Source organism: Collimonas humicola (genome assembly GCF_018304945.1).
Lineage (GTDB): Bacteria > Pseudomonadota > Gammaproteobacteria > Burkholderiales > Burkholderiaceae_D > Collimonas > Collimonas humicola.
Window position 1 is genome coordinate 81,733 of sequence record NZ_JAGQEE010000011.1, and the last position, 18,999, is coordinate 100,731.

The 18,999-nt window shown below is 60.1% G+C and carries 16 protein-coding genes and 1 other RNA gene; 8 read left to right on the forward strand and 9 right to left on the reverse strand.

Features of this window, described 5'->3' with window-relative positions; all coding sequences use genetic code 11:
- Positions 1–212: 212 nt before the first annotated feature.
- The 3 genes from rpmG to radC all read right to left on the reverse strand — a co-directional run bounded on the left by rpmG (position 213) and on the right by radC (position 1,450).
- Positions 213–380, reverse strand: coding sequence for a 50S ribosomal protein L33 (rpmG, locus tag KHU30_RS23795; RefSeq protein ID WP_009667251.1), 168 nt, complete (start codon positions 378–380; stop codon positions 213–215).
- Positions 381–402: 22 nt separating this feature from the next.
- Positions 403–639: a 50S ribosomal protein L28 gene (rpmB, locus tag KHU30_RS23800; RefSeq protein WP_006463730.1), complete on the reverse strand. Its 237-nt coding sequence runs from the start codon at positions 637–639 to the stop codon at positions 403–405.
- A gap of 136 nt (positions 640–775) precedes the next feature.
- A complete protein-coding gene (gene radC / locus KHU30_RS23805) occupies positions 776–1,450 on the reverse strand; it encodes a RadC family protein (protein ID WP_211445086.1) in 675 nt (224 codons plus the stop codon).
- Between the two features lie 98 nt (positions 1,451–1,548).
- Between radC and KHU30_RS23810 the strand changes: the two genes are divergently transcribed.
- The 6 genes from KHU30_RS23810 (at position 1,549) to KHU30_RS23835 (ending at position 7,237) form a co-directional block, all read left to right on the forward strand.
- Entirely contained in the window at positions 1,549–2,004 is a 456-nt protein-coding gene (locus KHU30_RS23810; RefSeq protein ID WP_061942446.1) for an FKBP-type peptidyl-prolyl cis-trans isomerase, read from the forward strand.
- Positions 2,005–2,033: 29 nt separating this feature from the next.
- Positions 2,034–2,966 (forward strand): 4-hydroxy-3-methylbut-2-enyl diphosphate reductase, encoded by a 933-nt coding sequence (gene ispH, locus KHU30_RS23815; RefSeq protein ID WP_211445087.1) that lies wholly within the window; start codon positions 2,034–2,036, stop codon positions 2,964–2,966.
- Between the two features lie 610 nt (positions 2,967–3,576).
- Positions 3,577–4,506, forward strand: coding sequence for a branched-chain amino acid ABC transporter permease (locus KHU30_RS23820; protein WP_211445088.1), 930 nt, complete (start codon positions 3,577–3,579; stop codon positions 4,504–4,506).
- A 14-nt stretch (positions 4,507–4,520) separates the two neighbouring features.
- Positions 4,521–5,735 (forward strand): ABC transporter permease subunit, encoded by a 1,215-nt coding sequence (locus KHU30_RS23825; RefSeq protein ID WP_211445089.1) that lies wholly within the window; start codon positions 4,521–4,523, stop codon positions 5,733–5,735.
- A gap of 9 nt (positions 5,736–5,744) precedes the next feature.
- A complete protein-coding gene (locus KHU30_RS23830; RefSeq protein WP_211445090.1) occupies positions 5,745–6,515 on the forward strand; it encodes an ABC transporter ATP-binding protein in 771 nt (256 codons plus the stop codon).
- The gene (locus KHU30_RS23835) at positions 6,515–7,237 is read left to right on the forward strand and encodes an ABC transporter ATP-binding protein (protein ID WP_211445091.1); all 723 of its coding nucleotides are present in this window, start codon (positions 6,515–6,517) and stop codon (positions 7,235–7,237) included. Before KHU30_RS23830 ends, KHU30_RS23835 begins: the two co-directional genes overlap by 1 nt.
- Positions 7,238–7,449: 212 nt before the next feature.
- Here the strand turns inward: KHU30_RS23835 and KHU30_RS23840 are convergent, their stop codons facing one another.
- Positions 7,450–8,496, reverse strand: a complete 1,047-nt coding sequence (locus KHU30_RS23840) for a transglycosylase SLT domain-containing protein (protein WP_407928137.1) — start codon at positions 8,494–8,496, stop codon at positions 7,450–7,452.
- 491 nt (positions 8,497–8,987) lie between these two features.
- Here KHU30_RS23840 and ubiD point away from each other — a divergent pair, with 491 nt between their 5' ends.
- Both ubiD and ffs read left to right on the forward strand, forming a co-directional pair.
- Positions 8,988–10,472, forward strand: a complete 1,485-nt coding sequence (gene ubiD / locus KHU30_RS23845) for a 4-hydroxy-3-polyprenylbenzoate decarboxylase (RefSeq protein ID WP_211445092.1) — start codon at positions 8,988–8,990, stop codon at positions 10,470–10,472.
- A 111-nt stretch (positions 10,473–10,583) separates the two neighbouring features.
- Positions 10,584–10,682: signal recognition particle sRNA small type (gene ffs / locus KHU30_RS23850), an RNA gene on the forward strand.
- 118 nt (positions 10,683–10,800) lie between these two features.
- On the opposite strand, the gene KHU30_RS23855 is transcribed toward ffs, so the two are convergent.
- The 5 genes from KHU30_RS23855 to KHU30_RS23875 all read right to left on the reverse strand — a co-directional run bounded on the left by KHU30_RS23855 (position 10,801) and on the right by KHU30_RS23875 (position 18,894).
- Positions 10,801–12,198, reverse strand: coding sequence for a heavy metal sensor histidine kinase (locus tag KHU30_RS23855; protein ID WP_211445093.1), 1,398 nt, complete (start codon positions 12,196–12,198; stop codon positions 10,801–10,803).
- Positions 12,195–12,908: a heavy metal response regulator transcription factor gene (locus KHU30_RS23860; protein ID WP_211445094.1), complete on the reverse strand. Its 714-nt coding sequence runs from the start codon at positions 12,906–12,908 to the stop codon at positions 12,195–12,197. Before KHU30_RS23860 ends, KHU30_RS23855 begins: the two co-directional genes overlap by 4 nt.
- A 78-nt stretch (positions 12,909–12,986) precedes the next feature.
- Positions 12,987–16,172, reverse strand: coding sequence for an efflux RND transporter permease subunit (locus tag KHU30_RS23865; RefSeq protein ID WP_211445095.1), 3,186 nt, complete (start codon positions 16,170–16,172; stop codon positions 12,987–12,989).
- The gene (locus tag KHU30_RS23870) at positions 16,169–17,386 is read right to left on the reverse strand and encodes an efflux RND transporter periplasmic adaptor subunit (protein ID WP_211445096.1); all 1,218 of its coding nucleotides are present in this window, start codon (positions 17,384–17,386) and stop codon (positions 16,169–16,171) included. Before KHU30_RS23870 ends, KHU30_RS23865 begins: the two co-directional genes overlap by 4 nt.
- 20 nt (positions 17,387–17,406) lie before the next feature.
- Positions 17,407–18,894 carry an efflux transporter outer membrane subunit gene (locus KHU30_RS23875; RefSeq protein WP_230427556.1) on the reverse strand — a complete coding sequence of 496 codons (1,488 nt, stop codon included), beginning with the start codon at positions 18,892–18,894 and terminating at the stop codon, positions 17,407–17,409.
- Between the last annotated feature and the right edge of the window lie 105 nt (positions 18,895–18,999).

Below are 18,999 nucleotides of genomic sequence, written 5' to 3' on the forward strand. Positions count from 1 at the left end.
ATCAATCGGATCAGATTTGTAGCGAGCGGGCGTAGCATGGCATATTTGACAAGTTTTAGCTAATTGACAATTGTGGAAAAGTTCAGCCGAACCTTGTGTCGCATGGATGCGCTGCTTGGCGTTCGTTCAAGGTAGTTTGTGTGTGGGGGAGGGGGGGCGTAAAAAAGCCCCGCAGGAACATGCCTTGCGGGGCTTTTCAGAGTTGGGATCAATTACTTGATCTTGGTCTCTTTGTATTCAACGTGCTTACGAACCTTCGGGTCGAACTTCATGATCGACATTTTTTCCGGGGTTGTACGCTTGTTCTTGGTAGTGGTGTAGAAATGACCTGTACCTGCGGTCGATTCCAGCTTGATTTTGTCGCGGCCTGATTTCGCCATGATTCTTCCTTTATTCTGCTAGTTAGACTTTTTCGCCACGAGCGCGCAAATCGGCCAACACGGCATCGATGCCGATTTTGTCGATCACGCGCAAGCCGGCGTTGGACAAGCGCAGGGAGACCCAGCGATTTTCAGACTCAACGAAAATGCGGCGATTTTGCAAGTTAGGCAAAAAGCGACGTTTCGTCTTGTTGTTTGCATGGGAAACGTTGTTGCCGACCATCGGCCCCTTCCCGGTGACTTGGCAGACACGTGCCATGTTTTTACTCCTTAAAGATTTCCGAAACTGGAAAAAAGGAGAGTATATATAAAAAAATGAGATTTTTCAACGACTTGCAGAAAACAATTGTGTCTTCTGTGCGTTCGTAGATTTAACAATTCGCTTTTGAAGAATTTCACAGCTGGCCATGTTCGGCAAACGAGTGCACCTGGGTGCCGGCGACGATGAAATGATCCAGCACTCTGACGCCGATCAGGTCCAGCGCCTGCTTCAGGGTTTGCGTCAGCTTGTGGTCGGCGGCGCTGGGTTCCAGCGTGCCGGACGGGTGGTTATGCGCCAGCATGACGCTGGCGGCGTTGTGCATCAGCACCGCCTTGACCACTTCACGCGGGTAGACGCTGGCGTGGGTGAGCGTACCGCGGAACAGTTCATCGGCGCAGATCAAGCGGTTCTTGACGTCGAGGAACAATACCAGAAAAGACTCGTAGGGCTTGTTGGTCAGCAACAACTGCAGGTATTGCTTGACCGCGGCCGGCGTGTCGAAGCTGGTGCCGGATTGCAGTTCCTCTGCCAGCGAACGCCGTCCCAGTTCCAGTATCGCTTGCAACTGCGCGAATTTGGCGGGACCGAGGCCGTTGATGGCGCAGAACTCGTCCAGAGAGGCCGAGAACAGCCGGTTGAGCGAGCCGAAATGGCTGCTCATCTCACGCCCCAAGTCGACCGCGCTTTTGCCGGCGGCGCCGACGCGCAGGAATACAGCCAGCAGTTCGGCGTCGGAAAGCGCCTGCGGCCCGAACTTGATCAGGCGCTCGCGCGGCCTTTGATCGACTGGCCAGTCGGTAATTGGCATGGTTAGTCCTTCTAAACGCGTCAGCTTGTCCAAGGTGGCTTACAATATCATCTTCAGATGAACGATTGCCTTTTTGTTAATGGTGTTTTTACCTAATTATGTCTAATTTGTCCCTGCCGGTTGTCACCGAAGCCTCCTACCTCACGCTCCATTACCGTCTTGCTTCGCAAGAGGGAGAGGACATTGTCAGCACCTTCAAGGAGTCGCCGGCTACTTTGCAGTTCGGCATGGGCCAGCTGGCGCCGTTCCTGGAAACCTGTCTGCTAGGTTTGCCGGAAGGCACGCACCAAACATTCGACCTGCCGCCTGAGCAGGCTTTTGGCCCGCGCAATCCTGAGCTGATCCAGCGCGTTTCGCGCGCTACCCTGCGCCAGAACTCGCAACTGGGCGAGGAGTATCGCATCGGCGACCTGGTGGAGTTTGCGGCGCCGGGCGGCGGCCAGTTCGCCGGCGTGCTGCGGGAAATCGACGAGCAGGGCGCCTTGTTCGATTTCAATCACCCGCTGGCCGGCCAGTCGCTCAAGTTTGAAGTAAAAATCATCGGCATCTTGTAATTACGCACGCCGATTGAATGGATATGACTATGGATAAAGAAATTCTGCTGGCGCAGCCGCGCGGCTTTTGCGCCGGCGTCGACCGCGCGATCGAAATCGTTGAACGCGCGCTGGAGCAATTCGGCGCGCCGATCTATGTGCGGCATGAGATCGTCCACAATGCCTACGTGGTGGCGGACTTGCGCAACAAGGGCGCTATTTTCATCGAAGAGCTGGCCGACGTGCCGCCCGGGAATACGGTGATCTTTTCTGCCCATGGAGTTTCCAAGGCGGTGCAGGAAGAAGCCGAGGTGCGCGGCCTGAAAGTGTTCGACGCTACTTGTCCGCTGGTCACCAAGGTCCACATGGAAGTCGCCAAGATGCGCCGCGAGGGCCGCGAAATCGTCATGATCGGCCACGAAGGACATCCGGAAGTCGAGGGCACCATGGGCCAGACCGAAGGCGGCATGCACCTGGTCGAGACCGTGGCCGATGTCGACAAGCTGCAGGTGGCCAATCCTGAGCTGCTGGCCTATGTCTCGCAGACCACTTTGTCGGTGGACGACACGGCGGACGTGATTGCCGCCCTCAAGCAGCGCTTCCCCTTGATCACCGAGCCGAAGAAGGGCGATATCTGCTACGCCACCACCAATCGTCAGCAAGCCGTGAAGTTCATGGCGCCGCAGGTCGACGTGGTGATCGTGGTCGGCAGTCCCAACAGCTCCAACTCCAATCGCCTGCGCGAAGTGGCCGAGAAGCGCGGCACCACGGCCTACATGGTGGATAACGCCGAGCAGATCGATCCCGGCTGGCTGCAAGGGAAGACTCGTATCGGCGTCACTGCCGGCGCCTCGGCCCCCGAGATCCTGGTGCAGGCGGTAATCGATCGCCTGACAGCTTATGGCGCCAAGAGCGTGCGCACGCTCGACGGCGCGGAAGAAAATGTCACTTTTCCGATGCCCAAGGGGCTGGCGCGCGTCTGAGGCGAAACTGGCGGCTTGCATGATTGCCTATGAGAATCTGCCGATTGTCATGGGCGATTGCAGCCTTGCAGCTGTTTGTTGCCTTGCCAAACGCCCCTGGAAAATCGTTGCGCAAAGGCCCTGATGCCTCATTCTGGCGCGAAATTATATTCCGAATAAATCCCACTTTTCCATCGATAGTTTTTTGTTTTCCTCGCTATCATTGCGGCGCTGAAGTTTGATTGTAGTTTGATTGTAAAAGGCTGTGCCGAACCGCCTTCAGCGAGGTAATATTGTAGTGCCGTCGGAGTTGCTTATCGCTTAACGTTAGCTATAATCTGCACGGTCATGGTGCATTTGTCCACCGAGACAAGGCGCTTTAAGATAAAAACGTTTTTACATAAAGACGTATAAGGAGACAAATAATATGTGTACCCCGTTCATCCTTCATATTCCGGCTATTCACGCAATGCCAGATTACCTTTCCAGCTAGGCGGAAGGGCGCATCCCCACGGCACCAGGACTTCTCCAGGGTGCCGTTTTTGTATCGGGAATGATTTTTGCTGTGCAGCCTCTGAGATGGTCGCAATAGTGTTCTGACCGATTTGAACCGAAACACACAAAGGAAATTATGGATATCTTTATCCAACAAGTTATCAACGGCTTGGTGCTGGGAAGCATGTACGCGTTGATTGCCCTCGGTTATACGATGGTATATGGCGTGCTGAACCTGATTAACTTCGCCCACGGCGATATCCTGATGATAGGCGCGATGGTTGGCTTGTCCATCCTCAAGCTGCTGCAGCATGTCGCTCCCGGCCTGCCTGGCATCGTCCAGCTGGCGATCGCCATCATCGGCGCCATTCCGGTCTGCGTCATTGTCAGCCTGATCATCGAGCGGGTCGCCTACCGGCCTTTGCGCAATGCGCCGCGCCTGGCGCCGCTGATCACGGCGATCGGCGTTTCCATCCTACTGCAGACTTTCGCCATGATGATCTGGGGCCGCAGTCCGCTGCCGGTGCCGCAAGTCATGCCGTCCGATCCGGTGCATATCCTCGGCGCGCTGATCTCGCCGACGCAGATCATGCTGCTGGTGCTGGCTGCCGCATCGATGTTCGGCCTGGTGATGCTGGTTGAAAAAACCAAGATGGGCCGCGCCATGCGCGCCACCGCGGAAAATCCGCGGGTCGCCGGCCTGATGGGGGTCGATTCCAACCGCGTCATCGTCATGACCTTTGCCATCGGCGCCGCACTGGCTGCCGTCGCCGGCGTGATGTGGGGAGCCAACTACTCGTCCGCACAGTTCGCGATGGGCTTCGTGCCCGGCTTGAAAGCATTCTCCGCCGCGGTGCTGGGCGGTATCGGCAATATCTACGGCGCCATGCTGGGCGGAATCCTGCTGGGCCTGATCGAGAGCCTGGGAGCTGGCTATATCGGCGACCTGACCGGCAACTTCTTCGGTAGCAATTACCAGGATATTTTTGCCTTCATCGTGCTGATTATCGTATTGACGCTGCGGCCGTCCGGCATCATGGGCGAACGTGTCGCCGATCGCGCTTAATCCGAGGAGGACACATGGCTCATTTTTTCGATACTAAAAAGAACCCGACCAAGGCCTACACCAGCTTGGTCGCCCTCGCAATCCTGCTCGTGGTTTTCCCGTTCATTGCCGCCAATTTCGGTAATTCCTGGGTCCGCATCATGGACTTCGCGCTGCTCTACATCATGCTGGCGCTAGGCCTGAACATCGTGGTCGGTTTTGCCGGCCTGCTCGATCTCGGCTATATCGCGTTCTATGCGATCGGTGCCTACATGACCGGCTTGCTGGCGTCGCCGCAGTTTGCTTCGGTGCTGGAATCGTTTGTCAATACCTATCCGGCCATCGGTAATTTCCTGGTGGCGATCTGCGGCCCGGAAATTGTCCAGAACGGCATCCACCTGTCGCTGTGGGTGATCGTGCCGCTGGGAGCGGCTCTGGCAGGGATGTTCGGCGCCATTCTCGGCGCTCCGACACTCAAGCTGCGCGGCGATTATCTGGCGATCGTGACACTCGGTTTCGGTGAAATCATCCGGATTTTCATGAACAACCTGAATGCGCCGGTGAACATCACCAACGGTCCGCAGGGTATCAACCTGATCGACCCTATCCGCATCTTCGGCGTTTCGCTGGCAGGGGAGCGCGGTTCCAATGCGACGGTCCAGCTGGGCAGTTTCAGCTTGCCATCGGTCAATGCCTACTACTTCCTGTTCCTCGTTCTGTGCATCGCGATCATCATCATTTCGATCCGCTTGCAGAACTCGCGCCTGGGCCGTGCCTGGGTGGCGATACGTGAAGACGAAATCGCCGCCAAGGCGATGGGCATCAATACCCGCAACATGAAGCTGCTGGCCTTTACGATGGGCGCCTCGTTTGGCGGCGTTGCCGGCGCCATGTTCGCCTCGTTCCAGGGTTTCGTCTCGCCTGAGTCGTTCTCGCTGACAGAATCGATTGCAGTGTTGGCGATGGTGGTGCTGGGCGGCATGGGGCATATCCCTGGCGTGGTGCTGGGCGGCATATTGCTGGCGGCATTGCCTGAAGTGTTGCGGCACACGGTGGAGCCGATGCAGATGGCTGTTTTCGGCAAGGTGCTGATCGATGCTGAAGTGCTGCGCCAGTTGTTGTACGGCCTGGCGATGGTAGTCATCATGCTGACCCGTCCAGCCGGCTTGTGGCCTGCGCCTAAGCACGAGGATCGGCCGGATGCCGATATCGATAAACCTACGCTGGCGACCGGCGTGGTAGAGGCTTAAGGAGATCACATGAGCGCACAAACTATTTTAAATATCTCCGGCGTCAATAAACGGTTCGGCGGTTTGCAGGCCCTGTCCGAAGTCAACGTCAAGATCCTGAAGGGCCAGATCTACGGCCTGATCGGACCGAACGGCGCCGGCAAGACGACGTTTTTTAACGTGATCACCGGCCTGTATCAAGCCGATACTGGCTCCTTTGAGCTGGCCGGCAAGCCATACTCGCCTTCGGCGCCGCATGAAGTCGCCAAGGCCGGGATTGCCCGCACTTTCCAGAACATCCGCCTGTTCGGCGAGATGACAGTGCTGGAAAACGTCATGGTAGGTTGCCACGTGCGTACCAAGCAGGGCCTGTTCGGTGCGGTGTTCCGCCACAAGGCGGCGCGCACGGAAGAGCTGGCTATCCGCAAGCGTTCGCAGGAACTCCTGGATTTCGTCGGTATCGGCCGCTTCGGAGAACGTACCGCGCGGCATTTGTCTTACGGCGATCAACGTCGCCTGGAAATCGCCCGGGCGCTGGCTACCGATCCGCAACTGCTGGCGTTGGACGAGCCGGCAGCCGGCATGAACGCCACCGAAAAACTGGCGCTGCGCGAGCTGCTGGTGAAAATCAAGAATGAAGGAAAGACCATTTTGCTGATCGAACATGATGTCAAGCTGATGATGGGCTTGTGCGACCGCCTGACAGTGCTGGACTACGGCAAGCCGATTGCTGAAGGATTGCCTGCCGAAATCCAGAAGAACCCCGCCGTGATTGAAGCTTATCTGGGAGGTGGTCACTAATGGCAACCAATATCCTGAAAGTCAGCAACCTGAAAGTCGCCTACGGCGGCATCCAGGCGGTCAAGGGCATCAACCTGGACGTCAATGACGGCGAACTGGTGACGCTGATCGGCGCCAACGGCGCCGGCAAGACCACCACCCTGAAAGCGATCACCGGGACTTTGCCGCAATGTAAAGTCGAAGGCGAGATGCACTATCTGGGAGAGCACACCAAGGGCACGACCTCGTTCAACCTAGTCAAGCAAAAGCTGGCGATGGTGCCCGAAGGGCGTGGCGTGTTCACCCGCATGAGCATCCAGGAAAACCTGCTGATGGGTGCGTATACCCGTGACGACAAGGCTGGCATCGCGGCCGATATCGAAAAATGGTTTACCGTCTTTCCGCGCCTGAAAGAGCGTGCTGCCCAAATGGCCGGCACCTTGTCCGGCGGCGAGCAGCAGATGCTGGCGATGGCGCGCGCATTGATGAGCCATCCCAAGCTGTTGCTGCTGGATGAGCCGTCGATGGGGTTGTCGCCGATCATGGTGGAAAAGATCTTTGAAGTCATCCGCAACGTTTCCGCGCAAGGCATCACGATCCTGCTGGTCGAGCAGAACGCCAAGCTGGCGCTGGAAGCGGCGCACCGCGCCTATGTGATGGATTCAGGCCTGGTGACCATGAGCGGCAACGCCAAGGATATGCTGGATGATCCTAAAGTGAAGGCGGCCTATCTGGGCGAATAAGCTCTGGCTGCCCGATTTGTACATAGAGGGGACTAGGCATTCGTGCCAGTCCCCTTTTTCTTGTTAGTCGATTTATTCACACGCCTCTGCGTTTTCCGGCTGGCGAGATCGTGGAAGGAAAGGCGGGCGACGCGGAGTACAAAAAAAGCCCGCCTGGGGAAGAGGCGGGCTTGGTTTGCGATGCGGAAGCCGAAGTTTTCCGTCGCCGGTGCTTAGGTCAGAGGCAGAGGATTGCGCTGGCTGTCAGACTGCTGGATACGATGTTCGATGGCATCCGGTACGCTGACCGCTGCTTCGGCCGGAGCCGGTGTGGCGGCATCGCCAGGCGCAATCGCTTGCATCGGACGCGCCTTAGGCGTCGCGATTGGCGCTGTCGAACCGGTCGAAGGCACGTTCTTGCCGGTGGCGACGTCTTGCAGGCGGCGATATTCAGCCAATACCTTGTAGCCGTAGCCGCCGTCGTTGGCGAAGGCTGCGGCGCCGACATAGCGCTTCAGGCCAGCTTCGACCGAGCCGCCCTGGGTCACGTAGTCCTTGAGAATCATGGAGCCGACCTTGATGTTGGCAGTCGGATTCAGCGCGGCCTTGATGCCGCCCATGCTTTCAAACTTGTCTTCATGTACTTTTGACATGACCTGCATCAGGCCTTGCGCGCCAACCGGGCTTTCGGCAAACGGATTCAAGCCCGACTCGATCGCCATCACGGCCAGGATCAGGAGAGGATCCAGTTTGGTTTCGCGCGCGGTTTTGTAGGCGGTCGTCACGAACATGTTGGTGGCGTCGCCGGCGACGCGATAACGCTTGGACAGCCAGTTGGTGACCCATTGCTGCTGACGCGAGTTGTCGAGCGGCTTGACTGCCTTGGGCAAGCCATCCATGTGCAGCAGGTGATTCATGTTTGCGCTGGGTACCGGCACGGTCAGGCTGGCGACATTCTTGCCGGCTGCTGGCGCGGTTGCCTGAACGGTAACTGCTGCATCCGCTTGCGGCGCTGCCGGCTGCGGAGCGCTGCTGGCGAACAGCGGCAGGCTTTGCAGTTTGAGGGCCAGATCCGGCTTGATCAGCATGGTGCTGAGTCCGATCAGGGCCAGGATGCCGCTGAACAGGATAGTGACGCGGGTGGTGGCGATAAGGCCGCCGACGGTGTCGCGGGCGAACAGCGCGCTGTTGATAGCGCCGTTGATCGATTCGCTGCTGAGTTTTCTTAAATATCCGGGCGTAGCCCAGCTAGATAATACCTTGGTAGATCTTGCTAACAATTGAACCTCCAGAATCGTCGCGGTGCATGCAGGCCCCTTGGAACAACGGGGGCGAAGATACTGAAGCTGCGTGCACCGTAATCAATATCGCCTGGCTTCGCATGCTGTGTGCGTCATGCCAGACGTCGTTGCTGTTTGCGCTTATGCGGCTCCAAGCTGGTCGGCTGCAGAAATGCGCCGTGCCGCTGGCAAACAACTTGTTCGGGGGAGAAGGCTGACGCCTTTTGAAAACACTCCTTAAAATGTCATGTGGGACCCCGATCCCGTGAGTATTGAGAGCCGTCATGAAAACGCTTTTTGGGCGCTGCGACTGCTTCAAGCTGGGCGCATTGTAGGGGGCTGTTTATATCAAGTCAATACTATGAAAAATAAAATACATAACTTTTATGTATAAAGAATGTGCCGGTTTACCGCTGCGAGCCAATAAAATCAAGCACTTCGCTGGGAAGCCTTAATTGTCGAATCAACATTCATAAAGATTGTAAGAATCCATGAAATATTCAGATTTACGTGATTTTGTTATCAAATTGGAACAAATTGGCGAGCTAAAACGGATTTCGACGCCGATTTCGCCTTATTTGGAGATGACGGAGATCTGCGATCGCACTTTGCGCGCCGGCGGTCCGGCGCTGCTTTTTGAAAATCCGACAGGACATTCGATACCTGTGCTAGGCAATTTATTCGGTACGCCGCGCCGCGTCGCGTTAGGCATGGGAGCGGAGGACGTCAGCGAATTGCGGCGCATCGGCCACGTGCTGGCGTCGCTGAAAGAACCGGAGCCGCCGAAGGGGTTTAAAGATATCCTCGGCCTTGGCACGCTGGTGAAGTCATTGTGGGACATGGCGCCCAAGGAGCAGCGCTCGGCCCCATGCCAGGATATCGTCTGGGAAGGCAACGACGTCGATCTGGCCAGGCTGCCGATCCAGCACTGCTGGCCGGGCGATGTGGCGCCGCTGATCACCTGGGGCCTGGTGATCACCAAAGGACCGCACAAGAAGCGCCAGAACCTCGGCATCTACCGCCAGCAGGTACTGGGCCGAAACAAGGTCATCATGCGCTGGCTGGCGCATCGCGGCGGCGCGCTGGATTTCCGCGAGCATGCGATCGCCACCGGCGGCAAGCCATATCCGGTGGCGGTGGCGCTGGGCGCCGATCCCGCTACTATATTAGGGGCGGTGACGCCAGTGCCGGACAGCCTGTCCGAATACCAGTTCGCCGGCCTGCTGCGCGGCAGCCGCACCGAGCTGGTCAAGGCCATCGGCAGCGAGCTGCGGGTGCCGGCCTCGGCCGAGATCGTGCTGGAAGGGCATATCAATCCCGACCCCTCGCATCCGTCCGGCTATGAAATGGCGCTGGAAGGGCCGTATGGCGACCACACCGGCTATTACAACGAGCAGGACTGGTTCCCGGTGTTCACCATCGACCGCATCACGATGCGCAAGTCGCCCATCTATCATTCTACGTATACAGGCAAGCCGCCGGATGAGCCGGCGGTGCTGGGTGTGGCATTGAACGAAGTGTTCATTCCCTTGCTGCAAAAGCAGTTTTCCGAAATCACCGATTTCTATCTGCCGCCGGAAGGGTGCAGTTACCGCATGGCGGTGGTGCAGATGAAAAAGGCCTATGCCGGCCATGCCAAGCGGGTAATGTTCGGCGTCTGGAGCTTCCTGCGCCAGTTCATGTATACCAAGTTCATCGTGGTGGTCGACGAGGACGTCAATATCCGCGACTGGAATGAAGTGATCTGGGCCATCACTACGCGAGTGGACCCGATCCGCGACACCACCATTGTGGACAACACGCCGATCGACTATCTCGATTTCGCCTCGCCGGTGAGCGGCCTCGGCAGCAAGATGGGGATAGACGCCACCAACAAATGGCCGGGTGAAACCAGCCGCGAGTGGGGGCGCACCATCAGCATGTCGGACGAGGTGAGGACGCGGGTCGACCAGATCTGGCAAGAGCTCGGCCTGTAAATCTGGATTTATAGGAAACGCTTTATATAAATAATGCGGAAAATGGCAGCGCTTGCCAAAAAGCTGTAAAAAGCGCTGCCGGCAATGACGCAATGCGGTACAATTCACCCCGGCGGGCCCCTGCGCATTGTGGCGTGGTCAACCTGGTCAGGTCGGGAACGAAGCAGCCACAGCCATTTCCTGCAAGTGCCGCAGACAAGGCTCGCCTCTATCCTCAGTATTATTCCGCACGGTTTTTCTCAGCAACACCTCCCCAACGTTGTGCCAATCGGTTGATTGCCAGTCTGTCAGCCGCAACCGTTGTCGCCCAGGCAAGCCTCAAGCTGGTTCAGTGCGCCGCTGGGTCCGCGGCAGGGATGCTGAAGCCGATTGTCGTCATGCCTGCCACGCTGTCGGCAAATACGCCGCCGCCATGCATCTTGGCGATCGCCTTGACGATCGCCAGCCCCAGGCCGTGGCCGTGCAGCTGGCTTTGATCCTTGTCGTTGCGGGCAGCATCGACGCGATAGAAGCGATCGAACAGCCGCGGCAAATGGTTCTCGGCAATCGGCTTGCCGGGGTTGGAAACGGCAATCCCGATCGCTGCCGGCTGCTGCGTGATGGTGACCACAATCGCCGCACCTGGCGTCGAATGCTGGATCGCGTTATGCAGCAGATTGCTCATGGCGCGCTTGAACAGCGAGGTTTCGATCGAGGCTTCGGCGCCGATGTCGCCATCCACCTTGACCGTCATTTTCGACTCGTCCAGCACAAATTCGAAGAACTCCACGGTCTTGTTGATTTCCTGGGCTATCGAGGTGCGCACCAGGCTGGTGGCGGCTTCTCCCTGATCGGCGCGGGCCAGGAACAGCATGTCGTTGATGATCGAGCGCAAACGCTCCAGCTCCTCCAGGTTCGATTGCAGCACTTCCTCGAATTGCGGCGCGGTGCGCTGGCGCGACAAGGCCACCTGGGTCTCGCCGATCAGGTTGGCCAGCGGCGTGCGCAGCTCGTGGGCGACGTCGGCATTGAACGCTTCCAGCTGGTTGTAGGCGGTTTCCATGCGCTCCAGCACGCCATTGAACGCGGCGGTCAGGTCCGACAGCTCTCCCGGCAGCGGCGCAATCTGCAAGCGTTGCGACAGCGTCTTGGGACCAAGCGACTGCGCCGCGCTGGACAACTGCTTCAACGGCCGCAATCCCACTTGCGCAATCCAGTAGCCAAGCAGCATCACCAGCATCACGCCCAGCAGCGACAGGCCGACCAGTGCGATCATGAAGGCGTGCAGGGTATGCATGTAAGGCGCCGCATCCACCGCCACGATCAGCCTGACCGCAGGTCTTTCGCCGAACGGCGGCAGAGCCTTGGTCAAGGTATGCAGCGGATATTCGCGGCCGCGCAGCATCAGGTTGCCCATGCCGTCAGGATTGCGGTCGATCTTTTCGATGTCGGCCAGGTCCTTGCCATACTGGAAGCGCGGATCGTCGCTCAGTACCCAGTAGCGGAAACTGCCGTCGGCCGGCGTCAGCGTATCCAGCTTGGCCTGCACCCGCGGCCAGCGCGCGGGATCGCCGTTGTGCTGGATCATGTACTGGGTGTCGAGAAAGCGGGTGCTCAGCTCATCGTGCTGATGGCGCGCCAGTTCGCGCTGCAGCACGCCGTACAGGGCGCTGCCGATCAGCGAGAAAATCAGCAATGCTGCCAGGGCGAACATCGCCACCAGGCGGACTTTGATGGAGCGTCTCATCCCTGGCTCTCGTGATGGTGCGCTTCGTGCGTTTCGCGTGGCTCGCGCGGTTCCAGCACATAGCCCATGCCGCGTATGGTGTGCAGCAGCTTGAGGCTGAACGGCGCATCGATCTTGGCGCGCAAGCGCTTGATGGCGACTTCGACCACATTGGTGTTGCTGTCGAAGTTCATGTCCCATACCAGTTCGGCGATTGCTGTCTTCGACAGGATTTCGCCTTGCCGCCGCGCCAGCACCGCCAGCAGGGAAAATTCCTTGGCGGTGAGATCGATGCGGACATTGGCGCGATAGGCCTTGCGGCTGATCAGGTCGATCTGCAGATCGGCAATCCGCAGCTGCGCCGGCTCCAGCGCGCGGCCGCGCCGGGTCAGCGCCTGCAGGCGCGCCAGCAGTTCCAGGAATGAAAACGGCTTGACCAGGTAATCGTCCGCGCCGCCCTGCAGGCCCTTGATGCGGTCCTCCACGCGGTCGCGCGCGGTCAGCATGATGACCGGGGTCTGCTTGATTTCACGCAGCGCATGCAAGACTGAAAAGCCGTCGACGCCGGGCAGCATGACATCCAGCACGATCACATCGTAATCGTGCTGCAGCGCCAGGTGCTGGCCGTCTATCCCGTCATGGGCGACGTCGACCGCGCAGCCTTGCTCGGTCAGTCCTTTGCATAGGTAGTCAGCGGTCTTCAGTTCATCTTCGACGATCAGGATTTTCATGTGCTGCGGGTCTCCTGTTCTGTCCTGCGCAGCGCCAGCAACATGGCGCTGCGCAGGATTGAGCAATTTCTGTTTTGATTATTTCGAATCTATCACGGCCGGAGCGTTTGCAACCGTCGTGCCAGCCTTGCGTGCCGCCTTGCGCGCGCGCCGGGCTTCCTTGCGGCGCTCATACCAGTAATGGGCGCGGTCCAGGTACAGATAGACCACCGGCGTGGTGAACAAGGTCAGCGCCTGCGACAGCACCAGGCCGCCGACCATGGCATAGCCCAGCGGACGGCGCAGCTCCGAACCGGCGCCATGTCCCAGCATCAGCGGCAGGCCGCTCAGCAGTGCGCACATGGTGGTCATCATGATCGGCCGGAAGCGCAGCAGGCAAGCCTGGTAGATTGCTTCTTCCGGCTTCAGACCTCGCTCTCGTTCGGCGGTAAGGGCGAAGTCGATCATCATGATGCCGTTCTTCTTGACGATGCCGATCAGCAGGATGATGCCGATCAGCGCAATCACGCTCAGGTCATAACCGCCCATCATCAGGATCAGCAGGGCGCCGACGCCGGCCGAAGGCAGGGTCGACAGGATCGTCAGCGGATGGATGTAGCTTTCATACAGCAGCCCCAGCACAATGTATACCGCAACCAGGGCGGCGGCGATCAGGTAAGGCTGCGACGACAGAGAGTCGCCGAAAGCCTTGGCGGTGCCCTGGAAGGCGCCGCTCAGGGTCTGCGGCACGCCCATCTGGTTCTGCGCCTTGGTGATGGCGTCGACCGCTTCGCCCAGCGCTACGCCAGGCGCCAGGTTGAAGGAAATCGTCACCGCCGGGAACTGGCCCTGGTGGCTGATCGACAGATAGGAAGTCTTGTTGGTGTCGATGGTGACGAAGGTCGACAGCGGCACCTGCTGGCCGGTGACCGGCGAAGTCAGGTAGAGCTTGCTGAACAGGTCGGGATCCTGCTGCAGCTTGGGCGTCACTTCCAGGATCACGTGGTAGCTGTTGATCTGCGTGAAGTACTGCGCGACCTGGCGCTGGCCGATCGCATCGTAGATGGTGGCGTCGATCAGCGCCGGCGTGATGCCGAAGCTGGAGGCGCGCGCGCGGTCGATGGTCAGGCTCGCCGAAGCGGCAGCATTCTGCTGGTCGGAGGCGACATCGGTCAGCTCTGGCAGCTGGCGGAAGCGGCCCAGCAGTTTCGGCGCCCAGACGTTCAGTTCATCCAGGTTGGAGTCGGTCAGCGTGTACTGGTACTGGGTGCGCGACAAGCGGCCGCCGACGTTGATATCCTGGCCGGCCTGGAGGAACAGGTTAACCCCTTGCACCTTGGCCAGCTGCGGCCGCAGGCGAGTAATGATCTGGTCGGCGCTGGCGGTGCGTCCCTCATCCTTCGGCTTCAGGCTGATGAAGAAATTGCCGGTATTGAAGGTATTCTGGCCGCCGCTCATGCCGAAACCGGTGACGTCCGGATCCTTGCGCACGATATCGGCCAGCGCCAGCATGCGCTTGTTCATCGCGGAAAACGAAGAGTCCTGTCCCGATTCGGCAAAGCCGTAAACGAAGCCGGTATCCTGCTGCGGAAAGAAGCCTTTCGGAATCACGATGAACAGCGCCACGGTAGCGATCATGGTGGCGAAGAACACCATCAAGGTGATGAACTGGTGGCGCAGCACCACATGCAAGCCGCGCTTGTAGGCGTTCAGCATGGCATCGAAACCGCGCTCGAACAGCTGGTACAAGCGGCCATGCGATTCGGCAGAGTGCGGCTTGAGGAAGCGCGAGCAGAGCATTGGCGTCAGGGTCAATGAAATCACCACCGAAACCGCGATCGTCAGCGTCACGGTAATCGCAAATTCACGGAACAGGCGGCCAACGATGCCGCCCATCAGCAGCAATGGAATGAACACGGCCACCAGCGATACCGAGATCGAGATGATGGTGAAACTGATTTCTCCAGCGCCCTTGTAGGCCGCTTCCATCGGCGACATGCCTTCTTCCACATAGCGGTAGATATTTTCCAGCATGACGATGGCGTCGTCGACCACGAAGCCGACTGCAATGGTCAACGCCATCAGCGACAGGTTGTCCAGGCTGAAGCCAAGCAGATACATGACGCCGGCGGTGCCGAGCAGCGCCAGCGGCACTGTCACGCTAGGGATCAGGGTAGCCGGCACATTGCGCAGGAACAGAAAGATCACCAGCACCACCAGCGCGATGGTCAGCACCAGCGTGAACTCGACGTCGGCCACCGAGGCGCGGATGGTCTGGGTGCGGTCGATCAGGGTGTTGATATGCACGGTCGGCGGGATTGCTGCCTGCAGGCGCGGCATGGCGGCCTTGATGCGGTCCACGGTTTCGATCACGTTGGCGCCCGGCTGCTTGGTGACCGCCAGCACGATCGAACGGCCGTTGATGATGGTGTTGGCGGCCGGCGCGGCGGCGCCGGCATAGGCCCAGCCCGCAACCTTGACGTTCTCCGGCGCGTCTACCGCGACGCCGATATCGCGCACGCGGATCGGCGCGCCGTTCTTGTAGGCCAGCACCATGTCGTTCCATGGCTCGGCGCTCAGCAGCTGGTCATTGGTGTAGACGGTGAAGCTTTGCTTGGCGCCGTCAACCGTACCCTTAGGCTGGTTGACGGTAGTGCTGGCGATCACGCCCCTGATATCTTCCAGGCTGATGCCGATGGCGGACAGCTTGGTCGGATCGACCTGGATCCGCACCGCCGGCTTTTGCACGCCGCCGATATTGACCAGGCCGACGCCGGGAATCTGCGAAATCTGCTGCGCCAGGATGTTGTCGGCGAAATCGTTCACCTGGATCAGCGGCAGGGCATCCGACTGCACCGCGATCACAAGGATAGGCGAATCGGCCGGATTGACCTTGCGGAAGGTTGGCGGACTCGGCAGGTTGGCCGGCAACTGGCCGCTGGCGGCGGTGATTGCCGCCTGGACATCGAGGGCAGCGGCGTCGATGTTGCGGTTGAGGTCGAACTGCAGCGTGATTTGCGAGGAGCCGAGCGAGCTGCTGGAAGTCATTTGCGACAAGCCAGCGATCAGCGAGAATTGCCGTTCCAGCGGCTGCGCCACGCTCGACGCCATGGTTTCCGGACTGCCGCCGGGCAGGTTGGCGGAGACCTGGATGGTCGGGAAATCTACCTGCGGCAGCGGCGCCACCGGCAGCAGCGGCCACACCGCGGCGCCCACCAGGAAAATCGCAAGCGCCAGCAGGGTGGTGCCGATAGGGCGTTTAATGAAGGTGGCGGAGATGCTCAATTGCTTGTCCCCTTAGTGGAGGATGCTGCCGCCGCCGCACTGGAAGCGCCGCTGTTGCCATTGCTGCTGCCGCGCGCTGCGGCATCCTCGCTGACCTTGATGCCCGGCTTCAGCTTGTACTGGCCGTCGACGACGACCCGTTGTCCTGCGCTCAAGCCCTTGTCGATGACGGCGATGCCGTCCTGGATATTGGCCACCTGGATGATCTGGATCTGCGCCTTGCCGCCAGCGTCAATCACATAAGCGTAAGTGCCGTCCTGGCTGCGCTGCACGGCGCTGGCGGGAATCGTCAAGGCTTGCTTGCGGTCACCCAGCACCAGCCGCACGTTGACATACTGGCCCGGCCACAGCACATGCGACTGATTCTGGAAAATCCCTTTCAGCTGCACGGTGCCGGTGCTGGTGTCGATCTGGTTGTTCAGCAGGGTCAGGCTGCCTTGCGACAGCATGGTGCTGCTGTTGCGGGCAAAGGCCTGCACCGCGAGCGGCTTCTGGCTGCCGTGCAGGGCGGCGTTGATATTCTGGAAGCTCTCTTCCGGCAAGGTGAACACCACCGCGATCGGATCGATCTGGTTGATCACCACCAGGCCGTTGGTGTCGGCAGCGTGGACGATGTTGCCGGGGTCGACCAGGCGGGCCCCGACACGTCCGCTGATCGGCGCCACGATGCTGGTGAAGCTGAGCTGCACCTTGGCGTAGCTGATTTGCGCGTCGTCGGCTTGCACCGCGGCCTGCAGCTGGTTGACCTGGGCACGTTGCGCATCCAGGGTCTGTTGCGTGGCGGCGTCTTGCTGCACCAGCGTGGTGTAGCGTTGCAGGTCGAGCTTGGCGTTGGCCAGCGTCGCCTGATCCTTGGCCTTTTGCGCCACCGCTTGCGCCAGTTGCGCCTGCAAGGTGCGCGGATCGATTTGCGCCAGCAGCTGGCCGGCCTTGACGTCCTGGCCTTCGACGAAACCGACCTTGTCGAGCTGGCCGTCGATGCGCGCCTTGACTGTCACGCTGGCGTTGGAGGTGACGGTGCCGACGCCGGACAGGTACATCGGCATGTCTTGTTGTTTCACCTGCGTGGTGCTCACCGATACCGCCGGCGCAGCGGCCGGCGGCGCGGCGGCGTCGGCCTTGTGGCTCAGGCTCCAGCCGGCGGCGCCGATCAGGACCAGTATCGCGGCAGTGATCAGCAGCGTCGAACGGGTTTTGGAAAGTGTGGTGGTCATGTCGTTGTCGGTTCGGAAAATTAATTGGCGGTACTGTTGTTCTTTGCTTGCGCGGCGTTGTCGGCCTGGTTCAGCCGGGACGCATCCCAGCCGCCGCCGACTGCCTTGATCAGCGCCACGCTGGCGACCAGCTGGCGGCCCACCAGCTGCACCAGGGTACGCTCGTTGCTCAGCGCCAGCGTTTGTGCGGTGACTACCGCCAGGTAGGTGGCGGTGCCGGCGCGATACTGCCTGAGCGCCAGCTGCTCGGCCAGCTGCGAGGCTTTCACGGCTTGCCCTTGGGCCACCGATTCCTGGTCGAGCACATTCAGCGTCGCCAGGTTGTCTTCCACTTCCTGAAAGCCGCCCAGCACGGTTTGCTTGTACTGCGCCACTGCTGCGTCATAGACTGCGACCGCCTGCGCCGTATGGGCGCGGCGCAGGCCGCCGTCGAAAATCGTTTCGGCCAGCGCCGCTCCCAGCGACCACACCCGGCTTGGCGTATTGAACCATTGCGCCAGGCTGCTGCTGTTGAAGCCGCCGCTGGCGCTCAGCGTCAGCGCCGGGAAATATGCTGCCTTGGCGACGCCGATATTGGCGTTCGCCACCGCCGCGTTGCGTTCGGCGTTGGCGATATCCGGCCGCCGCTCCAGCAGGTCCGACGGCAGCCCGGCTGGAATCACCGGCAAGCTTGCCTGCATCTTGGCCGCCATTTGCGGATCGGCCGGCGCCGGCGCCAGCGTGAATCCGGCCGGCGCCTGGCCGGTCAGGATGGCGATGGCATGTTCCAGCTGGCTGCGCTGGGCCTGCAGATCGATGGCTTGCGCCTCGGCAGTCTTCAGCTGGCTCTCCGCCAACGCCACATCCGAGCGCAGCGCGACGCCGACGGCGTACTGGCTTTGCGTCAGCTTGAGCGAGCGGGCGTAGGCCGCGGTGGTGCGCGCGTACAAGTCTTTCAGCAGGTCGGTAATGCGCAATTGCAGATAGTCTTGCGCCAGGGTCGCCTGGATGCTGAGCCGGGCAGCCGCCAGGTTGGCCGCGCTGGCCTGGCTGCCGGCATCGCCGGCTTCCACGGAGCGCCGCACGGCGCCCCAGACATCCGGTTCCCAGCTGCCTTGGAGTCCGGCACTGTAGTTGTTGCCGAGGCGGACGCCATTGCTGTTGCTGAGCGAGCGGCTGGCGCCGGCATTGACGCCGACTGTCGGCCAGAAGCCTGAACGCGCGGCGTCCGCCGCGGCGCGCGCCTGGCGGTACTGGGCTTCGGCCTGGGCGATATTCTGGTTGGCCCGGTTGGCTTGCTGCATCAGGGTGTTCAGCGTGCTGTCGCCGTACGCTTCCCACCAGTTGCGGCTGCTGTCGATCTGCTGCGGTTCCGCCTGTTTCCAGGGGCCGCTTTCCTTGTAGTGGGCGGGCAGGTCCATCGCAGGGCGTACATAGTCTGGGCCGGCTGCGCATCCGGCCAGCGCTAGCGCGACCGCGGCAGCCAGGATGGCGCCGGGGAGATTTCTTGAGGGAGGTGGGAAATTCATGAGTCTGATTAGGCTGGCGTCCGGAACTTCGAATGGAGTGCCCGATGCCGCGCGCAGCATCGGACAGTGTGAAGACACTTTAAATCCTGCTGCGGTACCCGATGC

What these genes read in the sequence shown, in the direction of transcription:
- rpmG (WP_009667251.1), bottom strand. Translation starts at nt 380, where the DNA reads ATGGCGAAATCAGGCCGCGACAAAATCAAGCTGGAATCGACCGCAGGT.
- rpmB (WP_006463730.1), bottom strand. Translation starts at nt 639, where the DNA reads ATGGCACGTGTCTGCCAAGTCACCGGGAAGGGGCCGATGGTCGGCAAC.
- radC (WP_211445086.1), bottom strand. Translation starts at nt 1,450, where the DNA reads ATGCCAATTACCGACTGGCCAGTCGATCAAAGGCCGCGCGAGCGCCTG.
- KHU30_RS23810 (WP_061942446.1), top strand. Translation starts at nt 1,549, where the DNA reads ATGTCTAATTTGTCCCTGCCGGTTGTCACCGAAGCCTCCTACCTCACG.
- ispH (WP_211445087.1), top strand. Translation starts at nt 2,034, where the DNA reads ATGGATAAAGAAATTCTGCTGGCGCAGCCGCGCGGCTTTTGCGCCGGC.
- KHU30_RS23820 (WP_211445088.1), top strand. Translation starts at nt 3,577, where the DNA reads ATGGATATCTTTATCCAACAAGTTATCAACGGCTTGGTGCTGGGAAGC.
- KHU30_RS23825 (WP_211445089.1), top strand. Translation starts at nt 4,521, where the DNA reads ATGGCTCATTTTTTCGATACTAAAAAGAACCCGACCAAGGCCTACACC.
- KHU30_RS23830 (WP_211445090.1), top strand. Translation starts at nt 5,745, where the DNA reads ATGAGCGCACAAACTATTTTAAATATCTCCGGCGTCAATAAACGGTTC.
- KHU30_RS23835 (WP_211445091.1), top strand. Translation starts at nt 6,515, where the DNA reads ATGGCAACCAATATCCTGAAAGTCAGCAACCTGAAAGTCGCCTACGGC.
- ubiD (WP_211445092.1), top strand. Translation starts at nt 8,988, where the DNA reads ATGAAATATTCAGATTTACGTGATTTTGTTATCAAATTGGAACAAATT.
- KHU30_RS23855 (WP_211445093.1), bottom strand. Translation starts at nt 12,198, where the DNA reads ATGAGACGCTCCATCAAAGTCCGCCTGGTGGCGATGTTCGCCCTGGCA.
- KHU30_RS23860 (WP_211445094.1), bottom strand. Translation starts at nt 12,908, where the DNA reads ATGAAAATCCTGATCGTCGAAGATGAACTGAAGACCGCTGACTACCTA.
- KHU30_RS23870 (WP_211445096.1), bottom strand. Translation starts at nt 17,386, where the DNA reads ATGACCACCACACTTTCCAAAACCCGTTCGACGCTGCTGATCACTGCC.
- KHU30_RS23875 (WP_230427556.1), bottom strand. Translation starts at nt 18,894, where the DNA reads ATGAATTTCCCACCTCCCTCAAGAAATCTCCCCGGCGCCATCCTGGCT.